The sequence below is a fragment of the Kribbella sp. CA-245084 genome (assembly GCF_050942355.1).
GTDB lineage: Bacteria > Actinomycetota > Actinomycetes > Propionibacteriales > Kribbellaceae > Kribbella.
This window is the reverse complement of sequence record NZ_CP192053.1, coordinates 4884250-4896658: the sequence shown is the minus strand read 5'-3', so window position 1 is coordinate 4896658 and position 12409 is coordinate 4884250. Positions and strand designations below refer to the sequence as shown.

15 protein-coding genes and 1 pseudogene are annotated in these 12409 nt (G+C 65.3%); 3 read left to right on the top strand and 13 right to left on the bottom strand.

Going from position 1 to position 12409, the window contains the following annotated elements; genetic code table 11:
• Positions 1-146: 146 nt before the first annotated feature.
• The 5 genes from ACQPYH_RS23510 to ACQPYH_RS23490 all read right to left on the bottom strand — a co-directional run bounded on the left by ACQPYH_RS23510 (position 147) and on the right by ACQPYH_RS23490 (position 3018).
• The gene (locus tag ACQPYH_RS23510; RefSeq protein ID WP_432875122.1) at positions 147-527 is read right to left on the bottom strand and encodes a nuclear transport factor 2 family protein; all 381 of its coding nucleotides are present in this window, start codon (positions 525-527) and stop codon (positions 147-149) included.
• A 34-nt stretch (positions 528-561) separates the two neighbouring features.
• Complete coding sequence (locus ACQPYH_RS23505) at positions 562-774, bottom strand: DUF6510 family protein (protein ID WP_432894466.1); 213 nt, start codon at positions 772-774, stop codon at positions 562-564.
• A gap of 29 nt (positions 775-803) precedes the next feature.
• On the bottom strand, positions 804-1553 hold the full coding sequence (locus ACQPYH_RS23500) for a ferredoxin reductase (protein ID WP_432875119.1): 750 nt from the start codon (positions 1551-1553) through the stop codon (positions 804-806).
• Positions 1523-2119, bottom strand: coding sequence for a sulfite oxidase-like oxidoreductase (locus tag ACQPYH_RS23495; RefSeq protein ID WP_432875117.1), 597 nt, complete (start codon positions 2117-2119; stop codon positions 1523-1525). Before ACQPYH_RS23495 ends, ACQPYH_RS23500 begins: the two co-directional genes overlap by 31 nt.
• A 107-nt stretch (positions 2120-2226) precedes the next feature.
• Entirely contained in the window at positions 2227-3018 is a 792-nt protein-coding gene (locus ACQPYH_RS23490; protein ID WP_432875114.1) for a hypothetical protein, read from the bottom strand.
• A gap of 207 nt (positions 3019-3225) precedes the next feature.
• Between ACQPYH_RS23490 and ACQPYH_RS23485 the strand changes: the two genes are divergently transcribed.
• Positions 3226-4038 carry an alpha/beta fold hydrolase gene (locus ACQPYH_RS23485; protein ID WP_432875113.1) on the top strand — a complete coding sequence of 271 codons (813 nt, stop codon included), beginning with the start codon at positions 3226-3228 and terminating at the stop codon, positions 4036-4038.
• Positions 4039-4056: 18 nt separating this feature from the next.
• Here ACQPYH_RS23485 and ACQPYH_RS23480 read toward each other — a convergent pair whose 3' ends face one another.
• The 6 genes and pseudogenes from ACQPYH_RS23480 to ACQPYH_RS23455 form a co-directional block, all read right to left on the bottom strand.
• Complete coding sequence (locus ACQPYH_RS23480) at positions 4057-5961, bottom strand: glycoside hydrolase family 15 protein (protein WP_432875111.1); 1905 nt, start codon at positions 5959-5961, stop codon at positions 4057-4059.
• Complete coding sequence (locus ACQPYH_RS23475; protein ID WP_432875109.1) at positions 5958-6593, bottom strand: alpha/beta hydrolase; 636 nt, start codon at positions 6591-6593, stop codon at positions 5958-5960. Before ACQPYH_RS23475 ends, ACQPYH_RS23480 begins: the two co-directional genes overlap by 4 nt.
• Positions 6593-7555, bottom strand: a complete 963-nt coding sequence (locus tag ACQPYH_RS23470; protein WP_432875107.1) for a ring-cleaving dioxygenase — start codon at positions 7553-7555, stop codon at positions 6593-6595. The genes ACQPYH_RS23475 and ACQPYH_RS23470 overlap by 1 nt, the downstream gene beginning before the upstream one ends.
• Before the next feature lie 80 nt (positions 7556-7635).
• Positions 7636-7857 carry an alpha/beta fold hydrolase gene (locus ACQPYH_RS23465; protein ID WP_432894464.1) on the bottom strand — a complete coding sequence of 74 codons (222 nt, stop codon included), beginning with the start codon at positions 7855-7857 and terminating at the stop codon, positions 7636-7638.
• A gap of 17 nt (positions 7858-7874) precedes the next feature.
• Positions 7875-8237, bottom strand: a complete 363-nt coding sequence (locus ACQPYH_RS23460) for an SDR family NAD(P)-dependent oxidoreductase (protein ID WP_432875106.1) — start codon at positions 8235-8237, stop codon at positions 7875-7877.
• A gap of 131 nt (positions 8238-8368) precedes the next feature.
• Positions 8369-8425: pseudogene (locus tag ACQPYH_RS23455) on the bottom strand (hypothetical protein); the annotation flags it as partial.
• Positions 8426-8811: 386 nt separating this feature from the next.
• On the opposite strand from ACQPYH_RS23455, the gene ACQPYH_RS23450 reads away from it, so the two are divergent.
• Positions 8812-10059, top strand: a complete 1248-nt coding sequence (locus ACQPYH_RS23450) for an IS110 family transposase (RefSeq protein WP_432875104.1) — start codon at positions 8812-8814, stop codon at positions 10057-10059.
• On the opposite strand, the gene ACQPYH_RS23445 is transcribed toward ACQPYH_RS23450, so the two are convergent.
• Together ACQPYH_RS23445 and ACQPYH_RS23440 are read right to left on the bottom strand one after the other, a co-directional pair.
• A complete protein-coding gene (locus ACQPYH_RS23445; protein ID WP_432875103.1) occupies positions 10045-10881 on the bottom strand; it encodes an IS3 family transposase in 837 nt (278 codons plus the stop codon). The two genes, ACQPYH_RS23450 and ACQPYH_RS23445, sit on opposite strands and share 15 nt — an antisense overlap.
• The gene (locus ACQPYH_RS23440; protein WP_432875101.1) at positions 10878-11180 is read right to left on the bottom strand and encodes a transposase; all 303 of its coding nucleotides are present in this window, start codon (positions 11178-11180) and stop codon (positions 10878-10880) included. The genes ACQPYH_RS23445 and ACQPYH_RS23440 overlap by 4 nt, the downstream gene beginning before the upstream one ends.
• A 268-nt stretch (positions 11181-11448) precedes the next feature.
• Between ACQPYH_RS23440 and ACQPYH_RS23435 the strand changes: the two genes are divergently transcribed.
• Entirely contained in the window at positions 11449-12405 is a 957-nt protein-coding gene (locus ACQPYH_RS23435) for a hypothetical protein (RefSeq protein WP_432875099.1), read from the top strand.
• Positions 12406-12409 lie beyond the last annotated feature (4 nt).

Here is a 12409-nt window from a genome sequence, read left to right as displayed (position 1 = left end):
GCCGGACGCGACCAGTTCGGCGTACAGATGCAGAACGGCCCTGGCATCGTCACATCCGACGTCATGTGCGTCAGTGGCCAGGAATCGCTCTAGTCCCTCCGGCCACCCCGTCATGACCTTCCACCTCTACTTTTCGCAGCCGAGCGTCAGGGAGCGATCTCGAGCATGGTGATGAGGTCGTCGGCGAGGGTGAAACGGTAGATGAGGTCGACCACGCCGCCGGGGAAGTCGCCCTCCAGGTGGGTGGTCACCACGTACCGGTTGTCGTCGAGCTTCTCGACGTGGCTGAGCTCGACCGTGTAGGTGTACTGGCTGGCCTCGTTCTCCCGCCAGCGGTGGATCTCGTCGTGACCGGTATAGGTCTTGCCGTCGTCGATCACGGTGGCGTTGCTCGCGAAGGCCGCCAGCAGGTCATGCGCATTCGCCTTGTGCTGCGGGTCGGCCTCACGCAGGTACTTCGTGATCGCGTGCGGCAAGTGCTTCGCCATGTCGGCGGCCGTCGGGTCGGGCGGGGTCTGAATGGTCATCAGTGCCTTCCAAAGTGAGGGGCTGCGCCCGAATCTAGGCCATTCCAGGCAGGTTTATGCAGTACATCCCGTGACGCTCGGTGAGCATCAGAAGGATGGTGTCGCAGTCCTTGCAACGGGCAACCGTGCCAGGTCCTGACATGTACACCACCATCTCCGCCACGACCCCGGTGCGGCGACACCCCGGGCACTCGTAGCCCATCGTGGTCACGTCGCGCGCAAAGAGGTCTTGCAGGACGCCTGCCATGGCATTGCCATCGAGAGGTTCCATGTTCGTCACACCCCTGTCCCGCCGAAGCGTTCGGTACGGATCCGTCGTGCGTCGTGCCCCAAGGCCACCAAGCCGGCCGCTGCCGTCTCGACAAATGCGGTCGGTCCGCAGATGTAGGTGAGCGGCTCTCTTCTGGCTGCCCATCCGGTCGTGGACAACAGCGCCGGGTCGATCCGCCCACGATAACCACGCCAGCTGCTCGGGGGCTCCCGCGTCAAGGTGATCGAGATATCGATCAGGTCGTCGGTCGCCAGCTCCATCAGTTCGTCACGATAGATCAGCAACTCGAGCGAGCGTGCTGAGCAGAGCACGCGAACTGGCACTCGGCTGCCGATAGCACGGTGATGCCGAAGCATCGCCCGCAAGGGGACGACGCCAGATCCACCGGCGACCAGGAACAACGGACCACCGAGGTCGTCGTCCCAGACGAAATGGCCGCCGACCGGACCCCGGAGCTCGAGCTCGTCGCCTGCTCGCAACTCGTCCACCAGATATGGCGACACCTCACCGTCGTCGAGTCGCTCGACGGTGATCGACAGGTTGTCGTCCTCCGGCGCCGACGCGATCGAATAGCTCCGCTCCGTCTGATACCCGTCGGGTGCTGTCAGCCGCACGTCCACGTGCTGACCCGCACGATGCCCAGGCCAGTCAGGAACAGCGAGCGTGATGGTCTTCACCCGCGGCGTCTCGAAGGTGGAACCGATCACCGTGGCGGTCTGCCACGTCAGTCGCCGTAGTAGCGCTGCTCTTTCCACGGGTCTCCATAGTTGTGATAGCCGAACATCTCCCAGAAGCCAGGCTGATCTGTGGGCCGCAGCTCCAAACCGCGGATCCACTTCGCGCTCTTCCAGAAGTACAGATGCGGCACCAGCAGACGTGCCGGCCCGCCGTGCTCCGGCTCGAGCGGCCGCCCGTCGTACTCATCGACGATCCAGGCCTTCCCACCTCGCAGGTCCGCGAGCGGAATGTTGGTGGTGTAGCCGCCGTCGGAGAACGCCAGGGCATAGGTCGCCTGCGTCGGCACCGCATCGAGGAAGGTATCGAGAGGTACGCCGGACCAGGTCATGTCCAGCTTGGTCCACTTCGTCACGCAGTGGATGTCGACGGTGAACTTCTCATGAGGCAATTTCTGGAAGTCGGCCCACGACCACGAGACCGGGTCGTCGACAGCCCCACGGATCGTGAAGTCCCACGCGTCCAGGCGCGTGTACGGCGTCGGGCCGGCCGACAACACCGGGAAATCCCGCGTGACGTACTGGCCGGGCGGCACCCGCGAAGAGTCCGCGGCGCGCCGGCCGACGAAACCCCTGGTGACAGCCATCAGGCCTTCTCACCAAGCGGCGGCAACTGCACCGAGTTAGCAACAGATTCCATAGCCATACCTCCTCGGTGTCACAACCGCCCCAGGATCTTTCCTCACCACCCGGATCAATCGCACGGTCCCGTGGACCCAGCCTCGTCGAGGGTTACGTGGGTCGACCTGTGTGAATCGTCGATGTCGAGGATGCCGACCAGGAAGGCGATCACGGTCTCGGCGAACAGGCTTGCCTGCGCCGTTCGGGCCTCGTTCATCTCCTCGGACTGAATACGAGATCGGAACAGGAACCCGTCGAGCATCGCCTGCAGCGCGAGGCCGACCCGCTCGATCGTCCACCCCGGCCTGAGCTGGAGACGGAGTGCCGCGAGCAGCACGGCGTACCCCTCGAGCCATGGCTCTCGAGTGCGGGCGATGTCCTCGATGATCGCCGTTCTCAGGTCGGGATACCGGTCGAGGAGAGGCCCGATGTGGTGCAGCAGGTAGGAACGCGGGCTGGCCTGCAGCGACCGCAGGAGCCCGTCGCACAGCTCTGTCACCGAGTCGGCCAGGCTCTCCGCGGTGGAACCGGCCGGCAGCTTCGCCGCCTGCAGCGCCGGGTTGGACTCGGGCGCGTCGCGGTACAGCATCGTGTGGATGATCGCCGCCTTGACGAACGTGTTGCGGTCGGGCCAGCGATTGCGGAAGGCCTTCTCGCTCGCTCCGTCACCGTGGCGCTCCTGCGCGAGGCCGACGACATCGCTGACGCGCATCCATTCGAGCGCGGCCGGAAAGTGGATGCCACGGAGCCGATGCGGACGGTCCCGGATGGTGTCGTCGAACATCGCGTCGATCAGCTCGGCGGCCGCGTCCAAGAAGTATCGGGCACTCTCGTCGTCTCGTGCTGCCGGTGGCCGTGGCGTCATCTCGAAGTCCTCCCCCCGCCAGTACATCGGGCAGAACAATCGTCACGTTACGTGGCGATCTGTAGGGAGGCAGTTGTCCGCCCTTACGCCACAGCCGATGGACGACGTGGAACAGGTCGCTTAGCGTGATCGAACTGCCGCGCGTCCGACGGCATCGCCGAGAGGGGGATCGAACGCGCGGCAGTTCGTCGTGGGCATGATGGGACAGTGAGTACTTCGTCGCCCGGTTGGCCCGTCGTGCTCGTGCACGGGTGGCCAGTCACCGACCTGCACTGGCAAGGCCTGCTGCCACTCCTGCATCGCAGCGGTTTCACGCCGGTCCCGATCACCCTGCCAGGCCTCGGCAAGCCGGCGGGAAGCACAACCAGCTTCAGGAAGAGAGACCTCGCCGTCCTCCTCGGCAACGATCTCAGCGAGCGCGGGCTCACGCGATTCTCGCTGGTAGGCCATGACTGGGGAGGCACGGTCGCACTTCACCTAGCCGCCGCCATGCCCAACGCGGTGAACGCGATCGTGATCGAAGAAGAGATCCTCCCAGGCATCGACGTCGACATCCCCGCACCAGGCGCCGAGCATTACCCGTCGTGGCACGGCCCCTTCAACCGCACACCCGGCCTCGCCGAGCAACTCGTCCCCGGGCGCGAACACGCCTACTACGGCACGTTCCTCCGCCAGAGCGCCGGTCCGGCCGGGCTGAACGCGGAGACAGTGCGCTCGTACATCGACGCCTATACGACGTACGACGCTCTGGAAGCCGGGCTCGGCTACTACCGAACCCGGGCCGACGACATCACCGACATCCAACGCCTCCAACAGAACCCGATCCACACGCCCGTCCTCGCGCTCGGAGGACGCTACGCGATGGGCGCCGCCGTCGCCGATGGCCTCCGCCCGCTCGCAACAAACGTCACCGCCCTCGTCCTGGAACAATCCGGCCACTACCCCGCAGAACAAGAACCAGAACCCACAGCCCAGGCCATCACGGACTTCCTCCAACAACACCACGCAGGGATCGAGTAACGTCGCGACCGCATGACCTCAGAACCGCTGGCGGGTCGGGATGAACGTGCCGGCTGCCTCTTCGGCGCGGATGATGTGGGTGATGGCGTTGATCAGGGCCAGGTGGGTGAAGGCTTGTGGGAAGTTGCCGAGTTGGCGGCCGGTGAGCGGGTCGATCTCTTCGGCGTACAGGCCGAGTGGGCTCGCGTAGGACAGGAGCTTCTCGCAGAGTGCGGTGGCCTCGGCCGGCTCGCCGATCTCGACGAGTGCGGATACCAGCCAGAACGAACAGATCGTGAACGTTCCCTCCGTGCCGGTCAGCCCGTCGTCGGTCTCCGAGACGCGGTAGCGAAGGACCATGCCGTCCTCGGTGAGCTCGTCGGCAATCGCCCGTACGGTGGCTAGAACCCGCGGGTCGTTCCGCGGCAGGAACCGTAGCAACGGGACGAGCAACAGCGAGGCGTCGAGCGCGGTCGCGCCGTACCGCTGCACGAAGACTCCGCGCTCGTCGACACCGTGGGTGCAGATGTCCTCGTGAATCTCGTCGGCGACCGCTTGCCAGTCATCGGCGAACCCCGGCTCGTCGTGCAACCGGGCCAGCTTGGCGCCGCGATCCAGCGCCACCCAGCACATCAGCTTGGACGAGGTGAAGTGCTGCGGTTCACCACGTGATTCCCAGATGCCGCGGTCGGGCTCGCGCCAGTGTTTTGCGGCCTCTTCCACAGCTCGTTTCAGGACCGGCCACAGACTTTCAGGCACCTGGTCGCGGGACCTGGCGTGCAGATACACGGAGTCGAGTACGGCGCCCCAGACGTCGTGCTGGCGCTGCAGATAGGCGGCGTTCCCGACCCGGATCGGTCGCGCGCCTTCGTACCCGCTCAGGTGGTCCAGGGTCAGCTCGGGCAGTTCGCGCTCGCCGCCGATCCCGTACATGATCTGCATGTCGTGATCGGCGTCGCACATCTCGGTGAGGAAGCAGAAGAAGTCGTTGGCCTCGCGATCGAGACCGATCGTGTACAGCCCCCAGAGCGCGAATGTGGAGTCGCGGATCCACGAGAACCTGTAGTCCCAGTTCCGCTCGCCACGGGGCGTCTCGGGCAGGGAGGTCGTCGCGGCGGCGAGCAGTGCACCGGTGGGAGCGTAGGTGAGTCCCTTGAGGGTGAGTGCGCTACGCGCCAGATAGCGGCTCCACGGATGATCCGGAAACACGCCGACGTTCATCCACTGCCGCCAGTACTCGGCCGTGCTCCCCATCCGTTCGACAGCGTCGGTCCAGGTCTGCGGGGCCGGCACCGCCGACCACGAGAGTGCCACGAACGCCGTATCGCCCTGCGACAGACGAGTCCTGGCCCCGGCCGTGCGGCCCTCCAGACCGACGCGTAGATCCGTGGTCAGTCTGAGGATGACGTCGTGGTCCAGGTCCGGACAGCTCGCGACGGCCTCGCCGTAGCCGGCACCGTCGTACGTCCAGCGTGCTTCTCGCCGGCCGTATCCGAACATCGGCTCGCACACCATCGCGAGATCCACAACGCCGCTGACGCATTTGACGGTCCGCAACAGGCAGTGCTCGGCGTCGTAGTCGGTCGGTGTGCGGCGATGAGAGTGCGACCGCTCGGAGACCTGGTGCCAAGGGCCCATGAGGAGAGCGTCACGGACGATCAACCATCCGGTCGGTGTCTTCCACGTCGTTTCGAGCATCAGGCTGCCCGGCAAATAGCGACGTGCAGCAGGCACCCGTACGCCGTGCGGACCGAGCCGGAAGCTGCCCGCCGCGCGGTCGAGGATCGCCCCGAACACACTGGGCGAGTCATGCCGCGGCAGGCACATCCACTCCACCGCGCCGCTGGGTGCGATCAGGCAGTTCGACTCGCAGTCCGACAAGAAGGCGTAGTCCGCGATCGGCGGGTGCGCGCTCCGGCCTGCCAAGGACTCCGGTGACGTCACTTCCCCTCCCCCGCGGCCTGGATGAACTTCTTGATGGCGGGAAGTTGGCCGGGGTCGATGGTGTGGCCGCCGGAGAACGGGAGCAGCTGTACGTCGGCGTCTCGTCGGCGCAGTTGCTCGGCCAGCCTGCTCGTCTGCGCGGGGGTGGCCATCGGATCGCTGTCGCCGTTGACGATCAGCACCCGCTTGGCGGCCAAACCATGGTCCCGAGGCTCGTCCTCCGCGAAGGGCACCATCGCGGCCAGCAGCACGGCGCCGGCGAGCGACTCCGGGTGGCGTAGGAGCAGCGCGGACGCCATGTTGGCCCCGTTGGAGAACCCGACCGCCATCCAGGAACCAGCGGGTACGTCGTACTTCGCTTCCGCGGCGGTGAGGAAGGCGGCCAACTCGTCGGCGCGCAGCCGGATGTCGTCCTCGTCGAACACGCCCTCGCGGAGCCGTCGGAAGAACCGAGCCATCCCCTGCTCCGAGACCGTCCCGCGTGGCGACAGCACGGGGGCGTCGGGCGCCAGGTGCTGGCGCAGTACCAAGAGGTCGCGCTCGTCGCCGCCTGTGCCATGCAGCAACAGGAGCGGCGGGGCGGACGTGCCCGGCTGCCAGATGTGCGGCCTCCGGAGCGGGTCCTCGCTCATCAGCCGGGCTTCGGGGCTGCCGGCACGCGCAGTGAAGGCAACGTGTTTTGGATCTGCTCGCGGTTCGGTTCGAGCCAGGGCGGGAGCTTCAGGTGCTGGCCGAGCTCGAGCAGCGGTTCGTCGACGGTGAAGCCCGGCTGATCGGTCGCGATCTCCAGGAGAACGCCGCCCGGTTCACGGAAGTAGATGGAGGTGAAGTACTGCCGGTCGAGGATCTCGGTGACCTGTACGCCGGCCTCGATCAGCTCGAGACGCCACCTCGCCTGGGTCTCGCCATCAGGCGCCCGGAACGCGATGTGGTGAACCGTTCCGGCGGCCTGTACGCCGCGATTCTCGCTGCTGGGCCGGACGTCCACCGCCGTACCTTCGGCCGCGCCGGACATCACGAACCGTGTCCCGTCTTTGGTGTCCTGACCGTGCTGCATCCCCAGCAGGCCGTCGAGCATCTCGGCCGTCGGGTCGAGCATCTGCTCCGTCATCGTGACCGAGAACAGGCCGCGGATCGCCTGGTCGAACGGGATGGCCGCGACGCCGTCCCAACCGGACCGGCTGTCACCGTCGGAGGCGACCAGTTCGATCACCAGGCCGTCGGGATCGCGCAGCCTCAGTACCTCCTCGGCACCGGCGGCGACCGGAGCGTCCGCGTCGACGCCGAGGGTCTGGAGCCGCTGCTGCCACCACCCGAGTGACTCCGGCGGAACGCTGAAGGCAGTGGCCGTGGTGAGCCCGGTGCCCTGCTTGCCGTTCGGCGCTCCGGGCCAAGGGAAGAACGTCAACAGCGTCGACGGCTTGCCTGAGGTGTCGCCGTAGTACAGGTGATAGGTGCTCGGGGCGTCGAAGTTGACCGTCCGTTTCACCAGCCGCAGCCCCAGCACCGTCGTGTAGAAGTCGACGTTGCGCTGAGGATCCTCCGCGATAGCAGTCACGTGATGCAGTCCGTGCGGGGCAACTGACTCAACCATGACAATCCCTCCCGTTTTCGACACTACGACGTCAGAGCCGACCGGAGTAGGTGCTCCGGCCGGCTCTTTGTTGGGGGCTATCAACGGGCGGCTCGTTCGATCACGCTGGTCACGGCTGCGGGCTGTGACAGCGCGACCAGGTGGGAGGCGCCGGGGATCTCGGTGATGTCGGCGTGCGCTCGCTTGGCCATGAAACGCTCGGCGGCGGGGGCGATGGCGTGGTCACCGGTCGGGATCACGGCGTACTTCGGGACCGTGGTCGGAGCGGTCTCGGCGACCGGCTCGTCGAACGCCGAGGCGATGATCGGACGCTCGGAGGCTACGAAGATCGAGGCCTGACGGGCAGCTCCAGGTACGCGTCGTAGTTCTCCCCGCTGTAGTCGAGGAACTCCCGGGGGATGAAGAAGCCGGCCGCGTTGACCAGCAGCGTCGCATCGGCATGCTCGGCTGCGAGCTGCGCCTGGACATCCTCCACCTGCTTGCGATCGGCCAGGTCGGCCGTGATCCCCCAGGCCTTGCCCTTCTTACCGAGCTCTGCGACCGTCTCGTCGACCTTCGCCTGCTGACGCCCGACGATGACGGCGTTGGCGCCTTGCCCGACAACGTCCACTGCGGTCTGCCGCCCCATGCCGCTGCTCCCACCGATCACGATGATCTTGCGGCCTTCGAAGTACCCACTCATAAGGTTCTCCTCGATCTCAGCCGGGCCGAAGTGACCCGGATTCCCTTATATGTGTGCAGATCGAGCGTCGGCCTTACTCGCTCTGACTGGCTGTGACCCGTTTTGACGGACAGGTTTGATGTGGGGCTGGTTCACGCTACTTGTTCGGTGGTGGTGGTTTCGTAGGCGGTGGGGCTGAGGTAGCCGAGCGTGGAGTGTCGGCGGCGGGTGTTGTACCAGCCTTAATGGCAACCGCGGGGACGCCTATACCAGCCAGTGGCCACCGAGTCAGGGCATCGAGAGCGGCGCCTTTGCGGACGGAGTGCTGTTGCCGGCGTGGAACCCGGTGACCAGGGCTGAGCCCGGACGTCGTGCATCACCAGGGCAAGATGCCGGTGGCAGCACCCCTGCCGCGAGGATGATCGCATCCTTGACACCAGCAGGGACCAGCCATCATCTTCATTAGACCTCGAGTCTCGAACGAGTTCGGGCGCTGCTGGTTGCGGGGCGAGACGGCTGGTGAGATGTCGTGCCCAGAGCACTGTCCATTAGGGCGCCGGTGCCCCGCTAGGGATCCAACGACGAGGAGATTCGGGTGCCGGCAGCAGGATGTGGGATCGACTGGGCAGAAGCCCACCACGATGTGGCGATCGTGGACCAACACGGTGCGGTCATCGTGGCTGAGCGGATCAACAATGACGCTGCGGGATTGGCGCGGTTGCTGGAGATTCTGACCGAACACGACCCGATCGAAGGCGCACTGGCCGTAGCGATCGAGACCAGCAAAGGTCTGCTCGTCGCAGGGCTACGTGCGGCCGGCCGCCGGGTATTTGCGATCAACCCTTTGGCGGTGTCGCGCTATAGGGATCGTTACCGGTCGTCGCGAGGGAAATCGGATGCCTTCGACGCCATGGTGTTGGCCAACATCATGCGCACCGACCGCGACGCGCACCGGCCCTTGCCAACCGACAGCGTTGGAGCGCAGGCACTTCAGGTACTGACCCGCGCGCAGCAGGACGTGATCTGGGACAAGATCACGTTAACCAACCGGATCCGATCTCTGCTCAAGACATTCTTCCCGGCCGCGATCGCAGCGTTCGAGCGTGGTGGTAGGCATCGTCTGGATTCGGCTCCCTGCCGCGTGATCCTGGCTGCGGCGTGCACACCGCAGGCCGCCCGGGCACTGTCGACAGGGCAGCTGGCGGCGCTGCTCAGGCGTGCCGGTCGGCAACGCGGCATCGACGCCGAGGCCCTGCTGCTCCGCGAGTTGTTGCGCAGCGAACAGATTCGTCAGCCGGAGAATGTCGAACAGGCCATGGGCATGCAACTACGGGGTCTGGTGCGGCAGTTGGACGCGGTCTGTCAGGTCCTGGCCGAATTGGAGGAACAGATCGATCTCGCGTTCGGCGCGCATCCCGATGCCAAGGTTGTGGCCAGCTTTCCTGGTCTGGGGACCGCGCTCGGTGCTCGGCTTCTGGCCGAGATCGGCGATGACCGCACTCGGTTTGCTGATGCGCGGGGGCTGAAGGCATTCGCTGGCGCCGCGCCGGTCACGCGGGCGTCGGGCAAGTCCAGCTTCGTACACGCTCGGCGAGCCAAGAACGACCGGATCGCCGCGACCGGATACGTCTGGGCTCTCGCGGCCATCCGGCATGACCCCGACTGGGAGGCCCGCTACCGGGCCCGCCGGGCCGCAGGTGACCGGCACGCCGCCGCGCTGCGCAACCTGTTCAACCTCATGCTCGGCAAGCTGCACCATTGCCTGGCTACCGGTCAGGTCTACGACGCCTCCACTGCGTTTCCACCACGGATGCCAACCGAAGATCAATCAACTGCGGCTTGACAAGTTGAGTTGGTGAGATGTCTCGATGTAGTCGAAGATTGCGCTGGTCGCGGCTTTGCGGGTCGGCCACGGGTGGCGGTGGATCAGTTCGGTTTTGAGGGTCGCGAAGAACGATTCCGCGACGGCGTTGTCCCAGCATTGACCACGTCGCCCGACCGACAAGATGACGCCGAGATCCTTGGCCAGGTTGGCGTACTGGGCCGATGTGTACTGGCAGCCGCGGTCGGAGTGAAAGATCACTCCGGGTGCTGGTCGGCGCCGGTTCACGGCGTTGGCGAGGGCCTGGGCGATCAGGTCGGTGCGCAGGTGGTCGGCAACGGCCCAGCCGACGACACGACGTGAGGCCAGGTCGATGACGGTGGCCAGGTAGAGCCAGCCTTGCCAGGTGTGAATGTAGGTGATGTCGCCGCACCAGCGGGTATCCAGTGGCGCGGGCTGGTCTGGGTCGATGGTGAAGTCGCGGCTGATCAGGTCCGGGCGCTGAGCGGCGGCCGGGTCAGCGATGGTGGTCGTCTTCCATCGTCGCGGCATCCGCCCGTACCGGTCGGCGGCTCGCATCAGCCGAACGACCCGTTTCCGGGAACACTTCTCGCCTTGGGCATGCAGTTCGTGATGGACCCGCGGGGAGCCGTAGGTCAGCCTGGAGTCGTCATGGATCTCGACGATCTTCGCGGTCAGCTCGGCGTCACGCTGCTGACGGTGTGACGGGCGGCCGGCCCGGTCGGTGTAGTAGGCGGAACGAGAGACCTTCAGCAACTCGCACGCCCTCTTGACGTTGCGGTTGCCGGCTTTCTCCGCCTCGATGAACGGATAGACGTTCACCGGGTCTCCTTCGCGAAGAAAACCGTGGCCCGCTTGAGGATCTCGACATCCTCGCGCAATCGGCGGTTCTCGCGGCGTAACTGTGCGAGCTCCTCGCGCTCGGTCGTGGTCATACCGTCATCGCGGGTGCCCGCGTCGAGTTCGGCCTGCTTCACCCAGGCCCGGACCGCGGTCTCGGTCAGATCGAAGTCCTTCGCGATCTGGCCAACCGTCCGTTCACCACGCTGGCACAACTCCACGATCTCGGCCTTGAACTCGGGTGTGAACGATCGACGAGGCCTTGGCTTCTTCTTGCCCATGGACTCCATAATGAACATCCTTCCGGAGCAACCGCTCCCGATCTCGGATGTCCGTCAAAACGGGCCAGGTCCAGACCGTGTTGATTGACGTCACTGACGGGGTTGTGGTGGGAGGATCGTTGTGCTCAGTGAGGGGGCGCAGCCGATGCAGCCACGTCAGTCGAAGGTGGAGTTGTACGCCGCTCTGCTCGTCGCGATCGGAGTACTCTGCTCGGCGTGCGGCAACCAGGTTCCAACGAGTCATTCGGCCGCGAAGGCGACGGACTGCGTGGTACTGGAACGTTTGAACGCTCCGGCCTACTCCCTCGCCTTCGACAAGGTGAAGGACGCGTTATGGTTCCCAGTCATGGAAATCGGAGGCAAATCGAGCCTCCATCGCTATGATCTCGCGACTGGACAACAGTTTCAGTATCCGTTGCCGGACTCCGGCGACAATGGCCTTGTCGCGACCACTGTTATCACCAGCGACGGCGCTGTATGGGTTAATCTGCCGTACGCTGTCGCGCGCTGGGATCCAACCCGAGAGACGATAACCACAACGTCGATCCCTGCGTACGCCGAGGGTCAGCTTCCTGGAGCAGTTGACACGACCCAGCCTCTGGCCGGGACATGGATTTCAACCCTCAGTGCGGACGGCGACGGGGTGCTGATCGGCCGCCTGAACGTACCCTATCTCCAACGGGTGTCCAGGGACGGCACAACGTCGAGAGCCTTTGACTTGCCCAATGGATATGAGGGCACCAAGAAAGTCGCTCGAATGGGTAACGCGCTGATCGTTGCACCAGGTTGGTTATCTAACGAGTCGGCAACAGACGTCCTAGCAATTGCGTCGAGCACGACAAAGCACACGGACGTTATCCCGTTGAACGGTCTCTTCGATCTTGGCGGGACCATCGCCGCGCTGACTCAGAACGGTTTGGTAAAGGCCGACAGTGGCGAAGCCCTGTCGTCGACGCTCGTACCGGATCCCTCCGCGCATGCCTTGTTGACACGGAACGATGAGGCCGAGGTCGCGTACAGCCCATCCAGGCACACTCTGGAACGTGCCGTGGGAACCGAGGTTGCGACCCTTCAGTTGAACAGTCGCGAGGCACCTGCCGCTGGAGGAACTGGGACTTCAGTGAAAGCTTGGGAAGGCGTTACGGCGTTGGCACAAGCTGCTGATGCCACCGTGTTCGCCCTTCGCGCCAATGGGACCGAGCTGTGCGAATGGAGATCCGGGTAACTAA

Excerpts from the sequence above, each read along its gene's own strand:
- ACQPYH_RS23460 (WP_432875106.1), bottom strand. The coding sequence starts at position 8,237 with ATGAGTGGGTACTTCGAAGGCCGCAAGATCATCGTGATCGGTGGGAGC.
- ACQPYH_RS23440 (WP_432875101.1), bottom strand. The coding sequence starts at position 11,180 with ATGGGCAAGAAGAAGCCAAGGCCTCGTCGATCGTTCACACCCGAGTTC.
- ACQPYH_RS23505 (WP_432894466.1), bottom strand. The coding sequence starts at position 774 with ATGGCAGGCGTCCTGCAAGACCTCTTTGCGCGCGACGTGACCACGATG.
- ACQPYH_RS23490 (WP_432875114.1), bottom strand. The coding sequence starts at position 3,018 with ATGACGCCACGGCCACCGGCAGCACGAGACGACGAGAGTGCCCGATAC.
- ACQPYH_RS23470 (WP_432875107.1), bottom strand. The coding sequence starts at position 7,555 with ATGGTTGAGTCAGTTGCCCCGCACGGACTGCATCACGTGACTGCTATC.
- ACQPYH_RS23510 (WP_432875122.1), bottom strand. The coding sequence starts at position 527 with ATGACCATTCAGACCCCGCCCGACCCGACGGCCGCCGACATGGCGAAG.
- ACQPYH_RS23495 (WP_432875117.1), bottom strand. The coding sequence starts at position 2,119 with ATGGCTGTCACCAGGGGTTTCGTCGGCCGGCGCGCCGCGGACTCTTCG.
- ACQPYH_RS23475 (WP_432875109.1), bottom strand. The coding sequence starts at position 6,593 with ATGAGCGAGGACCCGCTCCGGAGGCCGCACATCTGGCAGCCGGGCACG.